The sequence below is a fragment of the Ensifer sp. R-19 genome (assembly GCF_049905105.1).
GTDB lineage: Bacteria > Pseudomonadota > Alphaproteobacteria > Rhizobiales > Rhizobiaceae > Ensifer.
On record NZ_CP184570.1, the window covers coordinates 1,241,726 to 1,265,031 of the forward strand.

19 protein-coding genes are annotated in these 23,306 nt (G+C 61.5%); 3 read left to right on the top strand and 16 right to left on the bottom strand.

Going from position 1 to position 23,306, the window contains the following annotated elements; all coding sequences use genetic code 11:
* Window positions 1–38: 38 nt before the first annotated feature.
* Complete coding sequence (locus tag ACN9MO_RS25035) at window positions 39–692, top strand: HemK/PrmC family methyltransferase (protein WP_113133773.1); 654 nt, start codon at window positions 39–41, stop codon at window positions 690–692.
* On the top strand, window positions 689–1,804 hold the full coding sequence (locus tag ACN9MO_RS25040) for a hypothetical protein (RefSeq protein ID WP_425987137.1): 1,116 nt from the start codon (window positions 689–691) through the stop codon (window positions 1,802–1,804). Before ACN9MO_RS25035 ends, ACN9MO_RS25040 begins: the two co-directional genes overlap by 4 nt.
* A 71-nt stretch (window positions 1,805–1,875) precedes the next feature.
* Here ACN9MO_RS25040 and nadE read toward each other — a convergent pair whose 3' ends face one another.
* From nadE to ACN9MO_RS25080, 8 genes are all read right to left on the bottom strand, one after another.
* Window positions 1,876–2,883 carry an NAD(+) synthase gene (gene nadE / locus ACN9MO_RS25045; protein ID WP_112996862.1) on the bottom strand — a complete coding sequence of 336 codons (1,008 nt, stop codon included), beginning with the start codon at window positions 2,881–2,883 and terminating at the stop codon, window positions 1,876–1,878.
* Entirely contained in the window at window positions 2,880–4,427 is a 1,548-nt protein-coding gene (locus ACN9MO_RS25050) for a class I adenylate-forming enzyme family protein (RefSeq protein ID WP_057251288.1), read from the bottom strand. Before ACN9MO_RS25050 ends, nadE begins: the two co-directional genes overlap by 4 nt.
* Window positions 4,428–4,448: 21 nt before the next feature.
* On the bottom strand, window positions 4,449–4,715 hold the full coding sequence (locus ACN9MO_RS25055) for an acyl carrier protein (RefSeq protein ID WP_057251289.1): 267 nt from the start codon (window positions 4,713–4,715) through the stop codon (window positions 4,449–4,451).
* 22 nt (window positions 4,716–4,737) lie between these two features.
* Window positions 4,738–6,675 carry an asparagine synthase (glutamine-hydrolyzing) gene (asnB, locus tag ACN9MO_RS25060; RefSeq protein WP_113133801.1) on the bottom strand — a complete coding sequence of 646 codons (1,938 nt, stop codon included), beginning with the start codon at window positions 6,673–6,675 and terminating at the stop codon, window positions 4,738–4,740.
* Window positions 6,676–6,821: 146 nt separating this feature from the next.
* Window positions 6,822–7,046, bottom strand: a complete 225-nt coding sequence (locus tag ACN9MO_RS25065; protein ID WP_156414643.1) for a hypothetical protein — start codon at window positions 7,044–7,046, stop codon at window positions 6,822–6,824.
* 342 nt (window positions 7,047–7,388) lie between these two features.
* The gene (locus tag ACN9MO_RS25070; RefSeq protein WP_057251292.1) at window positions 7,389–8,150 is read right to left on the bottom strand and encodes an FkbM family methyltransferase; all 762 of its coding nucleotides are present in this window, start codon (window positions 8,148–8,150) and stop codon (window positions 7,389–7,391) included.
* Window positions 8,151–8,256: 106 nt separating this feature from the next.
* Complete coding sequence (locus tag ACN9MO_RS25075; protein ID WP_057251293.1) at window positions 8,257–8,721, bottom strand: cyclic nucleotide-binding domain-containing protein; 465 nt, start codon at window positions 8,719–8,721, stop codon at window positions 8,257–8,259.
* 91 nt (window positions 8,722–8,812) lie between these two features.
* Window positions 8,813–11,515: an ABC transporter transmembrane domain-containing protein gene (locus tag ACN9MO_RS25080; RefSeq protein WP_057251294.1), complete on the bottom strand. Its 2,703-nt coding sequence runs from the start codon at window positions 11,513–11,515 to the stop codon at window positions 8,813–8,815.
* A gap of 304 nt (window positions 11,516–11,819) precedes the next feature.
* On the opposite strand from ACN9MO_RS25080, the gene ACN9MO_RS25085 reads away from it, so the two are divergent.
* Window positions 11,820–12,494 (top strand): hypothetical protein, encoded by a 675-nt coding sequence (locus ACN9MO_RS25085; protein ID WP_057251295.1) that lies wholly within the window; start codon window positions 11,820–11,822, stop codon window positions 12,492–12,494.
* 100 nt (window positions 12,495–12,594) lie between these two features.
* Here the strand turns inward: ACN9MO_RS25085 and ACN9MO_RS25090 are convergent, their stop codons facing one another.
* The 8 genes from ACN9MO_RS25090 to ACN9MO_RS25125 form a co-directional block, all read right to left on the bottom strand.
* Window positions 12,595–13,731 carry a glycosyltransferase family protein gene (locus tag ACN9MO_RS25090; protein WP_113133802.1) on the bottom strand — a complete coding sequence of 379 codons (1,137 nt, stop codon included), beginning with the start codon at window positions 13,729–13,731 and terminating at the stop codon, window positions 12,595–12,597.
* Entirely contained in the window at window positions 13,731–14,975 is a 1,245-nt protein-coding gene (locus ACN9MO_RS25095) for a glycosyltransferase (protein ID WP_425987138.1), read from the bottom strand. Before ACN9MO_RS25095 ends, ACN9MO_RS25090 begins: the two co-directional genes overlap by 1 nt.
* A 4-nt stretch (window positions 14,976–14,979) precedes the next feature.
* Entirely contained in the window at window positions 14,980–16,197 is a 1,218-nt protein-coding gene (locus ACN9MO_RS25100; RefSeq protein ID WP_057251298.1) for a glycosyltransferase family protein, read from the bottom strand.
* A 69-nt stretch (window positions 16,198–16,266) separates the two neighbouring features.
* A complete protein-coding gene (locus ACN9MO_RS25105) occupies window positions 16,267–17,442 on the bottom strand; it encodes an ABC transporter permease (protein ID WP_057251299.1) in 1,176 nt (391 codons plus the stop codon).
* Entirely contained in the window at window positions 17,439–18,437 is a 999-nt protein-coding gene (locus ACN9MO_RS25110) for an ABC transporter permease (protein ID WP_057251300.1), read from the bottom strand. Before ACN9MO_RS25110 ends, ACN9MO_RS25105 begins: the two co-directional genes overlap by 4 nt.
* A 1-nt stretch (window position 18,438) precedes the next feature.
* Window positions 18,439–20,340, bottom strand: coding sequence for an ABC transporter substrate-binding protein (locus ACN9MO_RS25115; RefSeq protein ID WP_057251301.1), 1,902 nt, complete (start codon window positions 20,338–20,340; stop codon window positions 18,439–18,441).
* Window positions 20,337–22,229, bottom strand: coding sequence for an ABC transporter ATP-binding protein (locus tag ACN9MO_RS25120; protein WP_057251302.1), 1,893 nt, complete (start codon window positions 22,227–22,229; stop codon window positions 20,337–20,339). The genes ACN9MO_RS25115 and ACN9MO_RS25120 overlap by 4 nt, the downstream gene beginning before the upstream one ends.
* 121 nt (window positions 22,230–22,350) lie before the next feature.
* Complete coding sequence (locus tag ACN9MO_RS25125) at window positions 22,351–23,301, bottom strand: polysaccharide lyase (RefSeq protein ID WP_113133803.1); 951 nt, start codon at window positions 23,299–23,301, stop codon at window positions 22,351–22,353.
* Window positions 23,302–23,306 lie beyond the last annotated feature (5 nt).

Below are 23,306 nucleotides of genomic sequence, written 5' to 3' on the forward strand. Positions count from 1 at the left end.
TGCCGCACAACGACAATCATATCCGTCTGCATCGTTTCATGGGCGTGGAGCTTGAACTGGCGCCCGACGTTCTCGTCCCGCGCGAGGAAACGGAGCTCCTCGGAAGAAAAGCCGTGTCGATCCTCGCGGATGGCCCTTCGGCACCGACCGTCATCGACATGTGCTGCGGCTCTGGAAATCTCGCACTCGGTATCGCCAACGATTTCCCCTCTGCCCGCGTCTGGGGCGCCGACCTCACGGACAGCACCGTTGCGCTGGCGCGCCGCAACGTCGACCGGCTCGAGACGGGCGCACGTGTCTCCATCCGGCAGGGGGATCTCTTCGCCGCCTTCGAAGGCGATAATCTCGAAGGCGCGGTCGATATGATCGTCTGCAATCCGCCTTACATCTCGACCGGACGTCTGGAGGGAGACCGGGCGCACCTGCTTGAAAGCGAGCCGCGCGAAGCCTTTGATGGCGGCCCCTACGGCATATCCATTCACCAGCGGCTGATCCGCGACGCCGTTGCCTTTCTGAAGCCGGGCGGCTGGCTGCTGTTCGAGTTTGGCGAGGGCCAGGATCGACAGGCGGCCGCCCTTCTGTCGCGCATCAAGACCTATGAGCCTGTGACGTTCGCAACCGATCGCGACGGCAAGCCGCGCGTCGCAATCGTCAGGAAAATCGACGACCGGGACGGAAGCTTACCCAGATGAGCGAAATCCGTTCGCTTGAACGCGCGGACATCCCGGCAATCGCAGGCATGTTCCAGCGGGTGTTCCGCAACGACCAGAGCACACCGCCGCCGGCACTTGCCGATTACATGCAGCAGCTTTACCTCGATGCGCCCGGCTGCGATCCGCAGATACGCCCCCTCGTGCACGTGAACGACAAGGGCGTCATTTCCGGATTTGTCGGCGTCAACGTCCTGCCCATGGTGCTGAATGGCCGCCGGCTGCGTGCGGCCATCTGCGGCTCGCTGATGGTCGAGGATCGCGAGAGCGACCCCCTGGCCGGAGCGCGCATCCTCAAGGCCTTTCTGGCCGGCCCACAGGATCTTTCCTTCAGCGAAACCGCAAGCGACGTTTCGATGCAGATGTGGACACGGCTGCGGGGCGTCGTCCTGCCGCAATACAGCCTCGACTGGGTGCGCGTCATCCAGCCCGCTTCCTTCAGCCTGAGTGTTGCGTCCAACCGCATCAAGCCGGCGCGACTTGCCGCACCTTTCGCGCGGGCCATTGACAGCGCCTACCGCAAGCGGATGGCGCCGGGCGAACAACGTTGGTCCGCCGTGTCTGCCGCCAGCATCGGCCAGGCCGGTTTCACGACACAGGAAACCGATCGCAACGGCTTTGCCGCCGTGGTCGATCGTTTCATCGCGCAGTTTCCGCTGCGCCCCGAATGGGCCGAAGGGCAGCTCGACTACATTCTCGGCGATGCGGAGCAAAAGCCCGAACAGGGAGATCTCGTCTACGCTCTGGTCGCGGCGCGCACCGGCACGCTCGTTGGCGCTTTCGCCTATTACGCCAAGGCGGGCGAGATCGGGCGGGTACTGCAGGTTTTGGCGCTGCCGGGCCAGGCCGGCCCGGTCATCGACTGTCTTGTCGATCATGCCGCCAAGCGCGGACTTCCGGGCCTAAGGGGACGGACACAACCGGTGCTTATAGAAGCCATGCTCGGGCGCCGGATTGCCTTCGTCCATGTCGCCTCGACGGTGCTTCACTCCCGTGACGCCGCAATCGTCCAGGCTTGCCGGGACGGACAAGGCTTCTTCAACGGTATTGCCGGAGAGCACTGGTGCCGGCTGATCGCCGGCCAGTTCGACTGACCAGGGCTTCGGTTATTGCGGCGTTTCCTTGAAGCCACCGCAACCACCTCGCCGAGCAACGAGGCACGGGATCAGCCCTTGATCTCCTCCACCGGCTGCACAAGCTGGGGACCCAGATGCAGGTAGCGCGTCGCCTTGCGCTTCGCGGCGATATCCGCCCAGACGCGCTCCACCTGTGTGACCGTCAAGCCTGCCGCTTGAGCGACGGCGTCGATATCGATGCCGTTGTTGAGTCCGTAGAGGCAGAGATCCATGCGGTCGTATGGCAGCGAGAAGTAGAATTCCTCCTGCGTCTGCTCCAGCGAATAGGTGTCGGTCGTCGGCGGCCTGCGCCGGATCTCCTCGGGAATGCCAAGATAGGCGGCAAGCGCGTAGACCTGCGACTTGTAGAGATGCGCGATCGGCTTGACGTCGGCCGCCCCGTCGCCGTTCTTGACGAAGAAGCCCTGATCGTATTCCAGCCGGTTCGGCGTGCCGAGCACGGCGAAATTCAGCCGGTCGGCGTGGTAGTACTCCACCTGCTTGCGCGTGCGCTGCTTCATGTTGGTGGCGGCGACGATGCCGAGATAGACCGAAGGCGGCATGCGATGCTTCGACTGCGTGCCTTCAGGGCTTTGAACCACGAGCGAGGAAATGTTGTAGCCTTCGCCTTCGAGCGCATTGGCGATCACGATCTTCGAGGCCCATCCGTCACCATAGTCCGGAACCAGTTCGCGAATGAATGCATCGCGACGCTCGTAGCAGCCCATCGCCTTCAGCGTCGGACCGATATCCTCGATGATTGCCTCGACGCCGAAGGTCTCGGCGACGAGGCGGCCAAAGCGCAGGCTTTCCGGATCGGAATCGTTTTCCGGCATGAACAGGCAAAAGACATTCTTGGCGCCGACGGCGCGCACGGCCAGCGCGACCGAAACGCTCGAGTCGATACCACCGGAGAGCCCGAGCACCAGACCGCGCTTCTTCATCGACCGCAACTGCTCACGCAGCCCGGCGACGATCCGGTCAGTCTCGGCCGCATGATCGATCGTCAGCGTCTCGGCCGAAAACGGGCGCGCGCCCTCAGTCATCAGAATGTTCATTGGGCGGGCTCCATCGTCTCAGCCGCAAGGCGGCGGCTGACCTTACCAGTATCCGTCTTCGGAAGTTCGGTGCGGAATTCGACAATCTTCGGCACCATGAAATCTTCGAGATGGCGGGCGCAGTGGCGAATAATGTCCTTGTCCGTCAGGCTGGGATCGGACAGCACCACCAGCGCCGCAATCGCGTGGCCGAGCACCGGATCGGCGACGCCGACCACCACGGCCTCGGCGATGCCCGGATGCGCATGCAGCACGGTCTCGACTTCCTTGGGCGCGACCTTCTCGCCGCGCGTCTTGATGATGTCGTCCTTGCGGCCGACGAAATAGAGGAAGCCCTCTTCGTCGGCCTGGAAGAGGTCGCCCGTATAGAGCACCTTTTCCCATCGGTTCGTCCCCGGCCGCAGCATGCGCTCGGTCGCGGCATCGTTGCGCCAGTAGCCCTGCATGACGTGGGGACCGCGAATGACAAGTTCACCGGGAACGCCCGGCGGCGCGCGTTGGCCTTCGTCATCGACGACGAACGCCTCGGTGTTCGGGATCGCGATGCCGACCGAACCCGGCCGGCGGTCGAGTTCTTCCGGCGGCAGATAGGTGCATCGCTTGCATTCCGTCAGCCCGTACATCGAATAGAGCCGGGCGCCCGGAAAGAGCTCGCGGAGCCGCGCAATATGCGGCGGCGGCAAGGCAGCGGCGGTGTTGGAGAGATAACGCAGGCTCGGCAGGAAGCCGGGTTCCAGATCGCGCATCTGCAGGATCATCGCCGCCATCGTCGGAACCAGTGGGAAGCCGGTAACGCCCTCCTCCCGGATCCGCTCGAAGATCGCATGCGGGAACGCGAAGGATTTTTCGAGCACCAGCGTCGCGCCGATGCGGATCGCCATCAGCATCTGGTAGAGGCCGTAGTCGAAGGCAAGCGGCAATACGTTGAGGATGATATCGTCCGGTTCGTTGCGCAAATAGGTGGTGATCGAATCCGATGCAGCATCGATGTTGCGATGGGTCATCATCACGCCCTTCGGCCGACCGGTCGAACCCGAGGTATAGATCAGCATCGCAAGGTCGACATCGATGCCGCGATGCGGCACGGGCGTTGCCACTTCCGCGAGGCAGGTTTCGAAGGAGATCGCGTCAGCCGGCGTCTGGCCATTTGGCGCAGCCGTCGAGGCAACGAAGAGATCCGAGTTGCCGCTCAGCGCCTGGGCCTCCGCCACGATCGGCATCAGCTTTGCCTGCGTCAGGATCGCCGCCGCCTCGCAGTCGGTGATGATATAGGCGAGCTTGTCCGCCTTGGTCGAGGCGTTGATCGGGCTGAAGGTCGCGCCGGCCTTCAGGATCGCGAAGATCGAGACAGCCGCTTCCCAGCAATTGTCCATGAAGACGAGCACGCGATCGTTGCGTTTGACGCCGGCCCGCGCCAGCGCGGCAGCCAGCCTGCCCGTTAGGTCGTCGAATTCGCCGTAGCTAAGGCGACGGCGGTCGGTGACCAGCGCCGTTTTCGCCGCTTGCCTGCCGGCATTGCCAATAAGGAATTGCTCGAACCGCATGGACGCCCCCTCGCGCCTAGATTATGCCGTGGCCGGCGCCCCGACCCGGGCCTCGATGAAGGCCGAAATGCGCGCAAGCGAATCGAGATTCGCAGGCACGATGTCGGCGTCGCCCATGACAATGCCGAACTGGTCTTCGATGAAGGCCACCAGTTCGAGAACGCCAGTTGAATCGATGATGTCATTCTCGATCAGCGAGGCTGTATCGGCGAGATCGTAGGACGTATCGCCGAACAGGAAGTTTTCGATGACGAAGGCTCTAACCTTGTCTTTGATCGTTTCCGTCATGTGGTTTCCTTTCCTCAATAGTTCAGGCTGCTTCCGCCGCGCGGACGCTGGTGCCGGTAAAGATTTGCAGCCAGAGCTGTGTCGACAGGACTCCGACGAAAGCCGCATTGTCGCGGAAGCCGGTGACCGGCTGCGACTGGCATTTTTCGTAGAGCTTCGTCACGGCTTTGGCATTGAAAAGCCCGCTGTCGCTGACGCGCGCCTCGCTCATGACATCGCGAACGTAATCGAGTTCGCCCACCCCGGTGAAGGAATGGCTGTCCGGCGCGCGATAGGGCTGCTTGGTTCTCTGGCCGATGGACGGGGGCAACAGATCCTTCGTCGCTTCGCGCAGGATATGCTTCTCCACCAGCCCCTTCAGCTTCATTTCGGGCGGCAGACGGGTCGCAAATTCGACGAGGCGATGATCGAGGAACGGGAAGCGTCCTTCGATCCCGTGGGCCATGGCCATGCGATCGCCCTGGCTCGACAGGATATAGCCCGGCAGCAGGAAGCGGCTTTCGAGGTATTGCGCCTGGTGCAAGGGGTGCCAGCGTCCGAAGGCTGCCGGAAGCCGGCTCGCCAGATCCTCTGCCGCATCGTAGTTGCTCAACCGCGTACGCAGATCGCCCGAGAAGAAGATCTTGGTCGCCGCCGTGCTCTTGAAGCGTGGCCGGTGCGAGAAGAGCGGATCGTCGAGCGGCACGTCGCCGGCGCCGAAGAACGCGGCGAGATACTCCGCCGATTGCTGCTGCAGGCCCGGGATGTAGGGATAGAGCTTGCGAAAGAGGTGCGGGCGCATGCGCGACCCGGGCTGGCGGCCGCAGAACCGACGGACCCGCGCCTCCTTGAAGATATCGTAGCCGGCAAAGACCTCGTCGGCGCCTTCGCCCGTCAGAACCACCTTCAGCCCCTGCTCCCGGACGAGACCCGAAAGCTGATAGAGCGGTGCCGGCGCCGTTCGGATGATCGGTCGCTCCGCAAAGCGGATCACCTCCGGAAAAGACCGCGCAATGTCGCCCGCCCGGCAGGCAACGGCGCTGTGATGCGTGCCGAGCGCTGTCGCCATTTCCATCTGGAAGGCGCTCTCGTCATGCTCCACGCTATCGAAGGTGACGGAGAAGGTCCTCAGCCCCTGCGGCGCCATGCCGGTCGCCATCGCCGCGACAATGGAGGAGTCGAGCCCGCCCGAAAGGTAGGAGCCGACGGGAACATCGGCGCGCATCCGGATCCGGGTGGCATCCGTGAGCAGCGCGCGCAGTTCTTCGGCAGCGGCACGGTCGTCCGTGAACAGCGGCGACGCCCCGCGGTCGGGATAGTCGAGTTGCCAGTAGGGGCGGATCGCGACCTTGCCCTTTTCTGCAATCATGAGATGCGCCGGCTCAAGCTCATGAATGTCGCGAAAACCGGTGCGCGGCGCGATCGGCGCCCAGAGCGTGAAGATCTGATCGAGCGCGATGGGATCGAGTTCGGCAGAAACGCCCGGCACCTGAAGCAGGGCCTTGATCTCGGATGCGAAGTAGAGGGTGCCGCCATGGTTCATGTAGAACAGCGGGCGTACGCCCATCCGGTCGCGCGCCAGCATCACCCGCTGGCGGCGGCGATCCCAGATGGCGAAGGAAAAGTCGCCATTGAGACGGGACAGGCATTCCTCCCCCATGACATCGTAAAGATGGAGGATCACTTCGGTGTCGCTCGAGGTGCGGAAGCGCCGGCCCTTGGCACGCAGCTCATCGCGCAATTCGACATAATTGAAGATCTCGCCGTTGAAGGCGATCGTCAATTCACCGCTCTCGTCCGACATCGGCTGCTGGCCGTCGCCGAGACCGACGATCGACAGGCGCGCATGACCAAGCCCGGCCTCCTTGTCGACGAAGACGCCGTTCTCGTCCGGCCCGCGATGGGCAATCGCGGAAACCATTCTCTCGAGGAGGTGCTTTGCGTCTGGAATTGAGCCGAAATAGCCACCGAAACCGCACATGTTCAAATACTTTCACACCGGTCGATCACCGCTGAAGCATAATCCGCATGAGGTACTCATGGGTTAAATCTCCGGCATTTTCTGGTTGTATGGTAAATGCCACGGTTCGGGCGCAAAACCCGACATAGTGGCAGGGAAGTCTAACCTTATCGCTCCGAAATTCTTGTTTTCGATATCATTTTAAACATCAGATAGAGAAACAGGACCGGCCAAAAAATGCAGATGAGCAGCCCAGCAAAGCGATACATGCTCCAAGGCGCACGCGCCTGCAAACCTTCAAGAAAAGTCATCGCCAGGAGAAACAAGGCGGTCAGGCAATAGGCGGCAGACGCAAAATACATCCATGACATGCGGTCGCCCTCACGATACAATATCAAGCTTCCTGCATGAACCCTTGGATCGACCTCAATCTGAGGACAAAGGCATGCAGCAAATCAAAGTACTACAACAACCTTTGCGCGTCTCATATGACGCGCGGCGCGGTAAGCAATAGCGGCCAAGAAATTTATAGCACTGAAAATTACGTCTTTAAACGAAGAATTAACATTCTCTAAAGAATGGTTAACCATGCCGGCTCCGCGCCTGTTGTCGGCGGGAGCCTGTCTCGCTCGAGAATGATCCCGCAGGACGTGACCTGAACGCCTATCGCCGAGCGCGTCTGCGCGAAGAGACAGCCATCTGCTTCAAGCGGTGGGTGCCGTTCTCGCAACCGCCTAGCGGTCGCGCTGCCTGGAAACGAACAAAAGGTCGAAGCCCCGAAACTCCCGGCGGGCGATCGATTTGCGCAGCGCCGCCCAGATCGCCGAGGGATTGTCGAGGCTGAAGCCGCGCAGGCTGCGGATCAGGCGCATCGTGGCTGTAATCGTGCGAATGGCGCGGACCACTGAAGGACCGCTCAGCGAGGCAAAGAGGATTTGCGGGTGCACCGCAAGCAGGACGCCGGCTGTGCGTTGCGGATCGATAGCCCGGAACTGATCCAGGGCACGATACTCATATCCCTCGATGTCGATCTTGAAGCAGAGCCGCTCGGTCCGGGCCATGGTCTGAAGCTCGGCGATCGTAACCGTCTGCGCCCGGATCGCCTCGCCGTTGTCGTCGGCAATCAGCGCGGAGGTTTCCGAGCTGCCGAAACCGCCGCCGACAGAGTGCAACACCAGCACCTCGTCCTCGGAAAGTGCGGCGTTGATCACGCGCACCTCACCGCTGTTTTCGGGCTGCATCTCCTTGAGGATGCCGAAGCAAACGGGGTCGGGCTCGACGGTGATGACGTTGTCTGCGATCTGCGCGGCCCAATAGGGCGTCACTCCGATCCATCCGCCGATGTCGATGAAGGTCGTCTTGCGATCGACAAGGCGCTCGATGTTCTGAAACGTACAAGGCTCCCAATCGCCATTCTGCAGCCGCGCGAAGAAACGCTTCTTCTCCGGCTTTTCGGGAAACTGAACGGTTTTGCGGAAATAGGTGATCGAACGCATGTCGCCTGTCTAGCCGATAAACCCGCCAAGCGGAATCCCTTTTGCGAAAGGCTCACATGCCCCGAGGGAATGTCTCCACATGGTACAGCTTAGGTTGCGAGGTGCGTCAGGCGTCAACCCGCTCGACCTGGTTACGGGCTTCGCTGAGTTCGGCCGTGGTCTGGGCCAGGCGGTCAGCCAGGACACGCATGATTTCCACCGCCATCTCGGGAAAGTCGGCCAGCAGCTTGAGGAAATCCTCCTTGCGAATACGCAAGGCTTCGAGCGGTGTGGTGGTCCGCACGGTCGCCGTACGAGGCGTATTACAGAGGATGGCGATTTCGCCGACGATCGAATTTTGCTCAAACTCGGCAATCTTGAAGGGCCCGCCGGCGGTGTTGATCAGTACCTCCGCCTTGCCGGAGAGAATGACATAGGCCGCATCGCCGATGTCGCCCTGATAGAACAGCGCGTCGCCGGCACCGTACATCACCCTGTCGGACGTGAAGGCAAGAAGCTTCAACTTTGCCGGCGGCAATCCTGAAAACAGGGTTATCCGGCGCAGCATTTCAACTTCATCCTTGAGCAACATCACAATCCGTGTCTCCGATTTCCCGTCGGGAGCAGTCTGCCTCCCGCATCGCGGCGGGACCATATGCTCGTGCCCTGACATTAATATTACATCAAGATGCCATTTCCTTGTAGTCGCGTCCGTCATCCACTGCGGCATCGGCACCGGTGTCATGAATCAGGCGCCCATTCTCGAACTTTGCGACACGGTCGAAGAGGTCCATCAACGAGGGATTGGCAAGAACCCAGACGATCGCTGGATCGCGCCCGGCCCGGTCAAGCATCGAGAAGACGTTGCGCACGACCTGCTCCTGGACGCGTTGATCGAGCGCAAGCAGCGGCTGGTTGAAGATATAGAAATCGCAGGCGCGGATAAGCGCGCGCGCAAGATCGAGCTTCTGTCGCTGTGCTGCCGTCAGACGTTTGCCGCCCGCGCCGACATTGTAGTCGAAACCGAAAGCCAGCACTTCGTTATAGAGGCCGCCGGCTTCGAAGAGATCGCGGACAATCGCCCGGATCTTTTCCGACCCATCGGCATGCTTGTGGCCAATACGCCCGAAGAGCACGTTGTCGATGATGCTGCCTGAGGCAATGTAACGGTTCGGACGATAATGCTCGATCATTCCAGCGAGGTCGGCCGGCAAACCCTCATCGAACTCACGGCGCGTGGCAACAACCTTCGCCATGACCTCTTCCGTCAGCAAACCGAAGCGGTGCCGCGGCTCGATGTAATCGAAGCACAGCCGGATGATCTTGATCTGATCGTCTTCAGAAACCTCGGCCTTGCCGCGACTGCGCACCTTCTGCAGGATGGCCTCGTAGACAGGTATTTCCTCGGCGGTCATGAAGGTCAGCTGCTGGAAGAACGGGTGATCCGGCGGCAAGTCGCGGAACAGTTCGACGACGTTCTCGGCGATCTCGATCCCCATCGCGTAGAATGTGTCACGCAGCCCGACCCGTTGCAGGATTGTCTTGAAGAACGGGTGGTTCTCAAGCGCGTTCGCCCACATCGCCTGATCGGTGATCGTGCCAAACAGCATGTTTTCGCCGATCGTCGCCTCGATGTTGTAGGTTCCCGGTTCGAAGAACACGACGAGATCGCTGAGCTTTTCCTTTTCAAGACGTTGCCTGAGCGCGCTGCGCATTTCGACGATGCCGGCTGCGAACGCCGCATGGCGGTTCGCGTCGATCGTCGAGCGGACGGCCAGCGCCATCACGTCATTGGTCAGCAGCACGGCGTCGAGAACCGGGCGGATCTGCACGAGCAGATCATCCGGACCGCTCGCCCCGGCCGAACCGTAGTCGAGCCAGTCGCTGTTGACATCCAGATGCGGATTGCCGGCCAGGCGCGCCTCGGTCACTTCCCACTTGCGGTGCGTAGCGCCCTCCCCTTCGTAGTTTACTTCCGTCAGCGGAGCGTGCTTGAGGCCGTAGAGGATGTTGTCGCCGAGGCTGCCTTGGAACACGTAGACATCGGACGAAGCGTAGGCGATCCGACGTCCGGTAACCGATTCCGGGATCTCCAGAATGTCCTGGCCGCCGATGACCACCTTGCCGCTCGCCGGCCAGACCAGCCGGCCGAAGGCCTCCGCCAGCACCTCGCCACCGCCTGTCAGCGCCACCTTCTCGCCAGGCTGCACCTGAAGCGACACGTGGTCGAGCACGGTCGAGCCGCCGTCGTCGATCACCGTCAGGTTCACCGCCGCCAGCGGACCACTCAACGATTCGATGGTCCCCGCCGCAACGGCCTGAACCTTCGGATCGAGCAACGGATCGACGCTGAATTGCTCGACGACCTGCGCGTACTTGACCTGAACGTCCTGGCGAGCCTGATCCCAATCGATCAGTTCCTTCAGCGGACCTGGCAGGTCCTTATAGGCGCCTATGACGGCAACGAGCTGACCGATATCGAGGCGACCTTGAAGCGCGAAATAGCCGCCGATCGCGTAGAACAGGAAAGGCGTGACCTGCGCCAGGAAATTGTTGATGAACTTGACGAGGAACTTCCACTGGTAGAGGTCGTAGCGGATCTTGAAGATCCGGCCGAGCCGCGCCGCGATGTCGGCGCGCTCATAGTTGGAGGTATCGTGCCCGCGGATGGCACCGATGCCGTCGACGATTTCGCTGACACGACCGGAGAGTTCGCGCGCCGTCAGCTGCCGTTCACGCCCAAGCACCAGCAGCCGCTTGCGCATGCGCGGGATGATGACCGCCTGCACGGCGACGATCAGCGTCGCGATCAGACCGAGCCAGAAGCTCTGCAGCAGGATGAACACCAGCGCCGTCAGCGCCTGGCCGCCGAGCAGCGCCGGCGAGACGAAGGCGTCACCGGTAAAGCCGCCGAGCGGCTCGACCTCATCCTTGATCATCGTTGCGATTTCGGCCGGCTTCACTCTTTTGAAGTGGCTTGGCGGAAAGCGGAGGACACGATCGACGAGTTCGAAGCGGATGCGCCGCAGCAGGCGCTCGCCAAGCCGGCCCTTGAAAGTGTTGATGTAGAACTTGAAGAGGCCGTTGATGACCACCAGCAGCAGGAAAACCAGGCTGAGCGCGAGCAGCATGCCTTCTCGGCCGAGATGGAAACCGTCAAAGACATTGATCGTTCCGAAATACGGCAAGTCGAACGAAATCGGCAGGAAGGCCTGCGTCGCCTCCGGACTGTCGAAGCCGTCACCCTGGATCGGTCCATTGACGATCTGCTTCGGCAGGTCGAAGGACAGGAAATAGGGGATCATCGACAGCGCGACGATCACCAGAATCCAAAGCTGATCCTTGCGCGTGTGGGCCCAGATGTAGCGGGAAAGGCGTGGTTCCATGTGTCTGGCAATAGGACCTTATTGAACACGATAGCTGCTGGCGTGGCGGGCTGCCGTTTGCCTCACCACGCATCATTCCTCGGCGAAGCCTCCGGATGGGTGCCTGTCGGCGCTCGATCGCGAAGTGGATGCCTGCATATTCCGTCCGGCGCCGAATCCGGTTCTGTCGATTATGCAGGTGCGAGGGAAATCTGCAATGGACGTGGTTTCGACTCCACTGCCGCGAAAGCAACCACAGAGAACGTCACTCTCCGAAGCACACGCCGTTATTGCACTCGCCCGGCGCCCAGCTTACAACGAGAGCATGAAACACACCAGCCACCCGACTTCCCAAACCAGCGATTGGTACGAGCATGCCTTTGATTTGGCACGCGGTATCGCCGCCTATACGCAGAGCCCCCTCATCGAAGGCGTCGCGAAGGTAATCGCCAAACATCCCGAAGCCCACATCGCCAACGCCTTCAATCACAAGCAGATTGCCTGCAAGCTCTGGGCGCGCGACACGCTTTTGAGTGTTGCTGGTTCATCCTACGCCAGGATTGCGATCCTCGGCGGTTGGTATGGCATCCTGGGCGCGATGCTGCTGGAGGATGCGCGCTTCAACGTGGCTGCGGTCGACAGCTTCGACATCGACCCGGATGTGGAAACGGTTGCGCGAACCCTGAATTTTGCCTTCCCGGAGAAATTCCGTGCGGTCACGGCCGACATGTATGCGATCGACTATACGACGCTTGGGGCCGACCTGGTCATCAACACGAGCTGCGAACACATCGCCGATCTGAGGTCGTGGCTCGATCGCATTCCCGCTGGCACGCGCGTCCTCTTGCAATCCAACGACTATTTCAGCGAGCCCACGCATATCAATTGCGTGGCCTCCGTCGAGGAGTTCACGAAACAGGCGGCGCTTTCGGCGGTCGAATTTGCCGGCGCGCTGCCGACGAAAAAATATACCCGCTTCATGCTGATCGGCACGGTCTGAGGGCGGCTGGGGCGCCGCAGCGAAGCGAGCTATCTGTCTGTCGAATAGCACCGCAAACCGGCCACACGTTCACAGAAGCCGCCGCCCGCGCGGAGACCGATCAAAGAGCCGTGCGGCCTTCCAGGATTTCGGCGGTCTTCATCGCGCCGTCAAGATCCAGCGGCGGAATGTTCGGCTTCGGTCGCCCCAGCATCGCTTCGACATCGCGCGCCAGCCTCTCGGGCGTCACCTCCGCCTCCGGCAGAACGCCGGCAAGGCCGAGCTTTTCGAGCCGTTCCGCTCGGGTCGACTGCTCGGTTTCGCCGCCGGCGACGAAAGGGATCAGCAGGGATCCGCAACCGGCGCGGATGATGTCGCAGACCGTGTTGTAGCCGGCCTGAGAAACCGAAAGCCGCACGCCCGAAAGCAGGCTCGCGAAATCCTTGCGGAAGCGGAAGAGCTGCACGTTGCCGGGCGCGGCAGCTTGCAAGGCGTCATAGTCCTGCTGCGGCAGGTTCGGCCCCGTGACCAGGCACCATTGCAGCTCGCGCGGCAGCAAGCTCGCCGCCTGCAACGCCGCGCCGATCAGTTCCTTGCCCACCGCACCGCCACCGGCCGAAACGAGTACGTCGAACGTTTCCGTCGGAGCGTCCGGTGTCGGCCCCGCCACGAGGCCCGTATAGGCGACCTTGTCCTCGATCTCGGCCGCATAGGGATAGGTCTCTTCGAGCCGCGCGAAGGCAGGGTCCCCATGCACGAGCACGAGGTCGAAATACGCCCTGACGACGTCGAGTGTCTCCTCGGCGCGGCCGGGTTTCGTCCGCTCCTGCAGGATGTCCCTAAGCGAAGCGGCAACGAGGGGTCTTGGGGTCTGCCTTTCGATCACCTCGAGCAAGGGCATCAGCTCGAAACGCATCTGGCGGCGGCCGAAAGGGAAGGCTTCGAAGATGACGATATCGGGATCGCATTCAAGGTACGCCTCGATCAACAGCTCCCGGCGCCGATCCTTGAAGGCGTCGCTCACCGGATTTCCCTCGCTGTCGGCAAGGCCGGAAAAGCCCTTGTCGCCCGCGAGCACCGGCGGAAGGGCCACATGCTTTACGTCACTCCCCGGGAATCCCGGAACCGGGCTGCCGCCGGTCACGACGGTCACCTCGAAGCCCCTGGCGGCAAGGGCGCTCGCGATCCGGCTCGCCCGCGCCAGATGGCCGATGCCGAGGAGATGCTGCACGTAGAAAAAGACACGGCGCGCACGCATCACGCGGCTCTCCATTCGCTGGCAAACAGCCCTGCAAGCTGATCGATACTGGTGTGGTGATCGAATTGCGCGCGGACCTTCCGCTCCGCCGCACCGCCCAGGCCGTGACGGAGCGCGGGATCTCGGATGAGTTGCTCCAGGGCCCGTGCAAGCGCCTGCGGGTCTTCCGACGGGACGACCCTGCCGTTCTCACCATCGATGAGAAGTTCCGGAACGCCGGAAATCGCCGTCGAGACACACGGCAGCCGTTGGCTCGACGCTTCGACAAGCACGTTGGGCAACCCGTCGCGATCGCCGTCGGCGGTGATCCGGCAGGCAAGCGCGAAGATATCGCTCGTCCGGTAATGCGCCAGCACGTCGGTCTGGTCGAGCGCACCCTTCCAGGCAACCCTGTCGGAAACGCCAAGCTCGGCCGCAAGCCTCTTGAGCGTGCTGGTCAGTTCACCGGCACCGATATGCTCGAACCGCCAATGAAGGTCCGCCGGCAACAGCGAGAGTGCCTTCAGCAAGACGTCGTAGCCCTTCTTGTCGACGGCGCGGCCGACGCTGACGATGCGGACGGGATCCGAAGGGTCGGAACCATTGCGGTCAGAATGCGTGCCCTCGAAACGAGGGAAACGATCAAGATCAAGGCCGTGGTAGCTCAGATGCACCCTCGCCTTTTCGCTCGTCAGGCTCTTCAGATGTTCGTAGCCCATGCGCGTGCAGGTGACCGTCCAGCGCGCCCGGCCAAGCTTTTCGGAAAGCTCCCAGTGCGGCGACGTCCAGATGTCCTTGGCATGCGCCGAGCAGGTCCAGGGCGTAGCGGCGATCACGCTGGCATAGGCGGTCACCGAAGCAGGCGTATGGATGAAATGCGCATGCAGCCAGCGCGGATTGCCCGGCCATTCCGAAGCGAGCACGACCGCCTGCCCGAACCGGCGAAAGCGGTTGCGGCTGAAATCGCGGCGCAGGTCTTTCAGAAAGAGCCCGAATGCCGGCCAGAAACCCGGCTTCGGCAGGGAACGCACGAGACCGCGCAGCACCCGCAGCGGCTCTTCATGCAGATATTCGGGCAGATAGTGAACATCGGCACGAATCTCGTAATGCACCGGATGACGTTTGCCGTCGGTCGGACGGCGAAGCGAGATCAGTACGAGATCTAGTCCGGCCCGCTCAAGGCCAAGCAGTTCCTGCGCGATGAAGGTTTCCGAAAGACGCGGATAGCCCTTCAGCACGACTGCAATCTTGCGATCTGTCGGCAATGCTTCAGCTCGATTTCTTCACGATATTCAAGTGGTCGCTCGACGGCCGGTCGAGCCACCGACCAACGATCTCGGAGATATGCACGAGCCCTTCCAGCCGCAAGCCGTTAGCGGTGCTTTTCGAAGGCGGCGCCCGGGACGGCAGCGCCTTCAGCGCCGCCGCCAACCGCAGCGGATCGTCCGCTTCGTCCGGCAACAGCATTTCGATGAGCCCAAGCTCGGCCGCGCGGCGGGCGCGGATCAACTGCTCCTCGCGCGGTTGGATGCGCGGCACGATCAGCGCCGGCTTGTCGAAGGAGAGGATTTCGCAATAGGTGTTGTAGCCGCCCATGGCGACGACGCCCTTTGCGCCGGCGATGAGCTCTTCCATGCGATTGTCGAACTCGATGATCTTGATATAGGGGATCTTGCTGCCCTTGCGGATCAGCTTTTCCCGCTTCTTGACCGGCATATAGGGCCCGAGCACGATCAACGCATTGTGCGTAAGCTCCGGGTCCTGCTGGTAAGCGTGGATGACGTCGTGGATCAGGTCCGCACCGTCGCCGCCGCCCCCCGTGGTGACCAGGATATAATCGCCCTGCGGCTTGTGGCCCGGCAGTTCTTCCCGCGGAACGCTGCGCTGCAGGAAGCCGACGAAATTCATCCGGTCGCGGACAGCCGGCGGCACTTCGAGCTCGGTCAGCGGATCGTAAAAATCCGGCGGGCCATAAACCCAGATCGTATCGTAATACTGCTCGATCTTGCGCATGGTGTCGCGCCGCTTCCACTCCGCTTCCAGCAGATGCGGCGCATCCATGACCTCGCGCAAGCCCAAGACCAGCGTCGTGCCATGCGCCTTCAGATAGGTCAGCGTCTCCTCTACCTCGCCGCGCAGGCCCATCGGCTCCTTGTCGACGATGAAGATGTCCGGCTTGAAGGTCTCGGCTGTGTGGCGAATGATTGCCTGACGCATCTTCAGCGTCTCGTCGAGCTCGATATGACGGTCGAGCGAGGTGTAGTCGCCATTGTGCAGCTTGATGACGCTCGGAATCTTCACGAAGTCGACGCGCGCACGGTAGTCGAACGCACCGGCGATCGTCGCGCCGGAGATGATCAGGATGTTCAGACCGCGGTAGTCTTCCACCAGGGAATGCGCGATCGTGCGGCACCGCCGGAGGTGCCCAAGCCCGAACGTATCATGGCTATACATGAGGATCCGGGCATCTTCAAAACGCCGCATCATGCAAGAAACCTTTCGCTCAGGATCAATGAACCGTTTGGCGCTGACTGGTTGTCAGCTTCAAACCGGGCTTCATTTGTAGGGATCGGCTGCGTCACGCAACCCATCTCCCAAGAAGTTGAACGCCAAAATCACAAGAATGACCGGAATTGTGGGAAATAGGAGCCAGGGGTAGAAAGCAATAACGCTGACGCTCTTGGCCTCCGTCAAGAGAATGCCCCAACTGGTGATGGGGGGTCTAAGACCGAGACCGAGGAAGCTCAGAGCCGTCTCGCCGAGGATCATGCCGGGGATCGAGATCGTCGCAGTGGCGATCAGATGCGACATGAAGCCAGGCACGAGATGCCGGCCGATGATGCGGCTGCTCTTTGCGCCCATCAACTGGGCCGCAAGCACATAATCCTCCTCGCGCAGCGCCAGCAGTTTCGAGCGCACCGCGCGCGCAAGCCCCGTCCAGTCCAGGAGGCCAAGGATGATCGTGATCGCCAGATAGATCAGGATCGGACTCCAGGTCGCCGGCATGATCGCTGCGAGCGACAGCCAGAGCGGGATGCTCGGGATAGACTGCAGGACTTCGATGACGCGCTGGACGACGAGATCGAAGACGCCGCCGTGATAACCAGCAAGGCCACCGATGACGATGCCGAGCACGAAACTGACGGTGATGCCGAGCAGGCCGATCGTCAGCGAAATTCGGGCACCGTAAATGATGCGCGACAACACGTCGCGACCGAGACGGTCCGTCCCCAGGAAGAACGCCTGACCGTCCTTCGCCGGGCAAACGAGATGCACGTTGCTGTCGAACAGGCCCCAGAAACGATAGCTGTCGCCCCGGCAGAAGAAACGCAGTCGCTGCACGTCCGTGACATCGTCGGCATAGTTGCGCTTCAGCGTTTCCATATCCAGCGTCATGGTCCGTCCATAGACGAAGGGACCGACGAACTGGCCCTCATGGAACAGGTGCACCGCCTGCGGCGGTGCGTAGATGTAATCCATGTTGCGGGTATGCAGGTTGTAAGGCGCCAGAAACTCAGAGACGACGATCGTGAGGTAGAACACCGCGAGAAAGATGCCGGAGACGAGCGCGAGCCTGTGGCGGCGGAATTTCCACCACATCAGGCGAAGCTGGGAAGCCTGGTTGACGCGCACCTGCTCGTCGGTCATCGCCTCGACGGAATAGGGATCGAAGGGAGCAGTCGATACGTAATGCGGCAAGGGCTCGCCGGGCGCCGGAAGAAATGACGTCACTTGGTGCTCCTGCCTTGCAGCCGAATTCGAGGATCGAGAATGGCGAGCGCGATATCGGAAATCAGCACGCCGATCACGGTTAGGAAGGCGAGGAACATCAGGAACGAACCGGCGAGATACATGTCCTGGCTTTGCAGGGCCTTGATCAGCATCGGCCCGGTGGTTTCCAGCGACAACACGATCGCGGTGATTTCAGCGCCGGAAATGATCGCCGGCAGGATCGAGCCGATATCCGATATGAAGAAGTTCAACGCCATGCGCAGAGGGTATTTGACCAGCGTGCGCATCGGCGAAAGGCCCTTTGCGCGGGCCGTTACGACATACTGCTTCTGCAGCTCGTCGAGCAGATTTGCGCGCAGACGCCGGATCATGCCGGCCGTGCCCGCCGCGCCGACGATGACGACGGGGATCCAGATATGTTCGAGGATAGACTTCGCCTTGGCCCAGCTCATCGGCTCGGCCAGATACTGCTGGTCCATCAGGTGGCCGATCGAAATCCCGAACCAGATATTGGCGAAATACATCAGGATCAGCGCCAGCATGAAATTCGGAATGGCAATGCCGATCAAGCCCACCAGCGACAGGCCGTAGTCGCCCCAGCTATACTGGTGGGTCGCGGAATAGATGCCGATCGGAAAGGCGATCAGCCAGGTGAAGATGATGGTGACGAAGGAGACGAGGATCGTCAGCCACAGACGGTCGCCGACGACGGCGCTGACCGGCAGTTCGTATTCGAAGGAATAGCCGAAATCGCCCTGCAGCATGCCGCCGAGCCAGTAGACGTAGCGCAGGACCGGTGGCTGGTCGAAGCCGTACTCCTTCCTCAGCGCCTCGATCTGCTCCATGTCGACGCCTTCGCCCTGCGCCTTGATCTCGGAGACATAGCTCTCGAAGTAGTCGCCGGGCGGCAGTTCGATGATGGTGAAGACAAGAGCCGATATGATGAGGAGGGTTGGAACCATCGCTGCGATACGCCAGAGAATATATCGCAGCATGTCAGGCTTCCTGCTCGATCCAGAAGGTATCGGTTTTGTAAACACCAAAATAGGACGTGGGATCGAAGCCGTAGAGCCCCGTTTCCGGCACATTCCGCAGCTTCTTCGCCACGAGGATCGGCTGTAGCGAGGCGTTGACGATACCGATCGAGAAGACCTGGTCTGTGTAGATCGACAGCATGCGGGTCCAAATCTCCGTGCGCTCGGCGTCTTCAGCCGAATGCCGCCAGCGTTGCAACAGCTCCGTCAGTTCGACAGCGGCAGGCAGATCCGGCGGCTGGCCCATTTCGCCATGGGACAGGTAGTTGAGCCCCCAGACCGGCCATTGCAGCTGGTCGTCGGCCGTCGGCGCCAGTTGCCCCGGGTTCATGCCCGGGGTCGGAACGCCGTTGTCGAGCCCGAACCACATCGACATGACGATCTCGCCGCCGACAGCACGGCTGCGGAACGTGTCGCGCTGCGAGGTGCGGATGAAAAGCGATATCCCGACCTTCTGCCAGTAGTCGGTGACGAGCTGCAGCACGTCCGTCTCGAGCGTGCTTTCGCCGGCCGTTTCCACGACGATTTGCGCGGCCCTGCCATCGGGCAGGACGCGAATGCCGTCACTGTCGCGTTGCGTCAGGCCCGCTTCGTCGAGCAGTGCATTGGCTTGAGCTGGATCGTGGGCCACCCAAGCGTTGGCGAACTCCGGACGGAACAGCGGGCTGTCCGGCAGAACCGTGTCGGCGCTCTCCTTGGTTAAGCCGTAGAAGACTGCCTTGTTGATCTCGGTGCGGTCGATGGCCAGCGAGAGCGCACGGCGAACCCGCACATCCTGCAGCAACGACCGCCAGACCGTGTCGGAGCAGTTGAGGTTCGGCAACAGCGCCAGGCGCGAGCCTTGCGTCTTCTTCCACAGCAGTACCTTGACCGGGTACCGCTTCTCGGAATCCTTGAGGAAAGTATAGTCGACGAAGTCGATGCCCGTCGCCTGAAGGTCGCTTTCACCCGTGCCCGTCTTCGCCGGGATTAGCGCCGACGAGCTGACGTTGAGCACGAACTTGTCGATATAGGGAAGCTGCAACCCGTTCTCGTCGACGCGGTGGAAGTAGGGGTTGCGCTCAAAGATGAACTGTTCGGCAGGAAGCGACGTCGTGTTGCGCCATGGATCGAGCGTCGGAAGCTCAGGATTCTCAGGGCGATAGGAGCGAGCCATGCGCATATGGAGCTGGCTCCACTTCTTAACGCGCTGCTCCTTCATCAAAGCCTTGAGCTTGTCTTCTTCCTGATATTTCTCGTGGAACTGCTTGAGATAGGCTGAAGGCACCGCCACCACCAGCGGCTGCGGTGCGGCGAGCTTCTGCAGGAAGTCCGGGTTCGGCGTCGACCAAGTATAGCGAATGGTTCGCTCGTCGATGACTTCGAACTTTCCGGCTTCGCCGTCCATCACCAGCGCAGTCGGCAAACCGGCGGGGCTCAGCTTCTCGTTGTTGAGCACATCGTCCCAGCAATAGCGGAAGTCCTCGGTCGTCAGCGGTGTCCCGTCGGACCACTTGTGCCCTTCTCTCAGGTGGAAGGTGAAGATGCGGTCCTCTACCGTCTCGTAGCTTTCGAGGACATCCGCTTCGAGCTTCAGCGTTTCATCATAGCCGACCAGTCGGGCATAGCCGTAGACGGTCATGAGCCGGATGTCCTTGGCACTGCCGATGATCATCGTCACGATACCGCCATGCTTGCCGGGCGTGCGCCCCAGCGCCGCAACGTTGATGACACGCGGCGTCTTGGGCAAGCGCTCGTTGACCGGCGGAAGCTTGCCGTCGGCAATCAGCTTTTCAAGAAACGCCGGTTCACTCCCAGCAGCCAGGAGCCGCACGGGAAATGCCACGGATGCAAGCAATGCCAGTACAGTTCGGCGGGTGATCATGGCCGTAACTCCCTTGCATCCACGGACCGGCGCGCCAGCACGAAGTGGTCGCCACCGAGATCGGCGGGGATAAGCGTGTCGCCAGCGTCGTCGACGCGGAACTGCGGTCCCCAGCGCCGCATATCCGATCCTTCGCTGTCCTTCAGCCTGTCAAAGTCGAGCGGCCGATCGAGATCCGGATAGGGAACGGCCGCCAACAGCGACTTGGTATAGGGATGAACCGGCTTGCGCATCAGCACCTCGCGCGGCGCAAGCTCGACGATGCGCCCGGCGCACATGACGGCAATGCGGTCCGCCATGTAATCCACGACCGCGAGGTTGTGCGAGATGAACAGACAGGTCAGTCCCAGTTCTTTCTGCAAATCCTTGAGAAGGTTGAGGATTTGCGCCTGAACGGAAACGTCGAGCGCCGATACCGGCTCGTCGCAGATCAGCAGTTCCGGCACCAGCGCCAAAGCGCGGGCAATGCCAATGCGTTGACGCTGCCCGCCCGAGAAACTGTGCGGATAGCGGTTGATGAAGCGCTGGTCGAGCCCGACGGCTTGCAGCAGTTCGCGCACGGTCTCGACGCGCGATTTGCCCGTTCCGCGCCCATGGATCTCCAGGGGCTCGCTGAGAATGTTCTTGACGGTCATGCGCGGGGAAAGCGACGAAACCGGGTCCTGAAACACCATCTGGATCTTCGACCGGAGCGCCTTCAGTTCGTCGCCTTGAGCCTTCAGCACATCGACCGGACCTTCGCCGTTGTCGAAGGTCACCGAGCCGGTGTCCGGCGTTACCGCCCGCATCAGGATCTTGCTGACTGTCGTCTTGCCACAGCCGCTCTCGCCGACGAGGCCGAGGCATTCGCCGCGGCGGATATCAAAGCTGACATCGTCGACGGCGCGGTGATGAGAACTTTCGCCGCCACCAAACCAGGACGATTTTCGCGTTCCATATGTCTTCGAGAGGTTACGGACGGACAGCAGCACCTGTGGGCCGGCGCGCCGGTTGGCCACCGAAGTCCCAAGCACTGACCCGGCCTTGACCGGCACTTCGCGCAGCGCCTTCAGCCGTTCGCCGGGCTTCATGTCGAAATGCGGAACGGCGGCCATCAGGCCCTTGAGATAGGGATGCTGCGGGTTGCGGAAGATGGCCTCGACAGGGCCAGCCTCGACGATCTGCCCATGATAGATCACCACAACCTCGTCGGCCATGTTGGCGACGACACCGAGGTCGTGGGTGATCAGCAGCATTGCCATATTGAGCTTCACTTGAAGCTCGCGCAGAAGTTTAAGGATCTGGGCCTGTACGGTCACGTCGAGCGCAGTTGTCGGCTCGTCGGCGATCAAGAGGGCCGGTCGGCAGATCAGTGCCATCGCGATCATCGCGCGCTGGCGCATGCCGCCGGAAAGCTCGAACGGATACATTTCGTAGGCGCGCTTCGGCTTGGCAAAGCCAACATAGCCGAGCAGTTCCTCGGTCCGTGCCCGGCGTTCAGCCTTTTCCGCATCCGTGTGGATCTTCAGCACCTCGGAAATCTGGTTTCCGATCGTATGGAGCGGCGACAACGACGTCATCGGCTCCTGAAAGATCTTGCTGATACGCGTGCCGCGCAGGCTACGTATCTCATCACCTTCCCGCTCCAGCGAAAGCAGGTCGATGGGCTTTGCCGCCGTCGTGGGATCGTTGAACAGAATTTTGCCACCAACCCTGGCGACGTTGGGCAAGATGCCCATCACCGCCTGGCTGATTGCCGACTTGCCCGATCCCGACTCGCCAACGAGCGCCGTGACCTTGCCGGGCAAGATCCTGAAATTCGCATTATTGACGGCTTGAACTTCGCCGCCAAGCACCGAGAATGTGATCCGCAGACCTTCAACTCGAAGCAGGTCCGCCCCAGATGTCATAGCAGCACGCTTCCCTCATTGCTTTTTATCCGCCGCCTCTAAAAAAGACTAGCGCAGCTTCAGAGGGCTGTCCAGCATGGCCAACTGCAACCGGAGCATTGCCTCGTGCATCTTCAGTTGGTTAGAGCGCGGGGCACGTCCCGCCCTTCAGCACGTCGGCGCAGTTCGGCGAGCGGCGGAAGTCGTCATAGAACAGCGTCCAGTCGGTCGTATCGGCAGCCCGATAGGGGCCGAACTTGAAGTACTGATTCTTGCCGAGCCCCTTGTCGGCGTGGCCGACATGCCCCGCCACCGTGATGATCGGCTTGCCGTTGGCGAAGAGTTCGATGCGTCCCGTGCCACCGGCCCCCGGCAGCGTGTAGATCGCGAAGTCGATCCAGCCGGACTTCGGATCGGGCAGCGGATTGCCATGGTTGGTCACCTTGATGGCATCCGTGCAGGCGTTGAACAGACTGCCGTCTTCCGGTTTCCAGTTGCTGTCGGCGGCGACCAGCATACGCATCTGGTTGACGCTAGGCCGCCCCCACACCGGGATCTCGCCAGGCCTGCAGTTCGCCGGCGTACCTTCCGGGCCGGATGAGAGCGGCGCGATGTAATTCGTCTCCACCGTGACGAAGAGTTTGCCCGCCTCGAGGCGCAAAGCAAGGAACGGACTGAAATCACCTTCGGCGCCGGGATCGATCTCACGCTTCCATTGGGCGATCAGATAACGATGATCCTCCTTCGGGACCGGATCGGCGAACTTGACCGCGAAACCATACCAGACCCCCTGGTCGTAGGGCACGCGCAGCGCCGTCTTCTCCCAGATCTCGGCTCGCTCGCTACAACCGTCGAGGGAATCCGGACAGGTCGGAACGACGCTCAACTTGAGTGCGCCTTTGCCGGTGTGCGTCACCTGGTTTTGAAATTCCACCGTGCCCGCACTCTGCTCGAAGTTATCGCGATAGTAGAGCCCGCCTTCGGGTGCGAAATTCTGTCCCTCGAAGCCGTCTGACAGTTTGCTTTCCCACGGCTGCGCCATCGCGCCTCCGGCCATGGTGATGCTGGCGGCGACAAACACGGCTCGGAACATTCTTC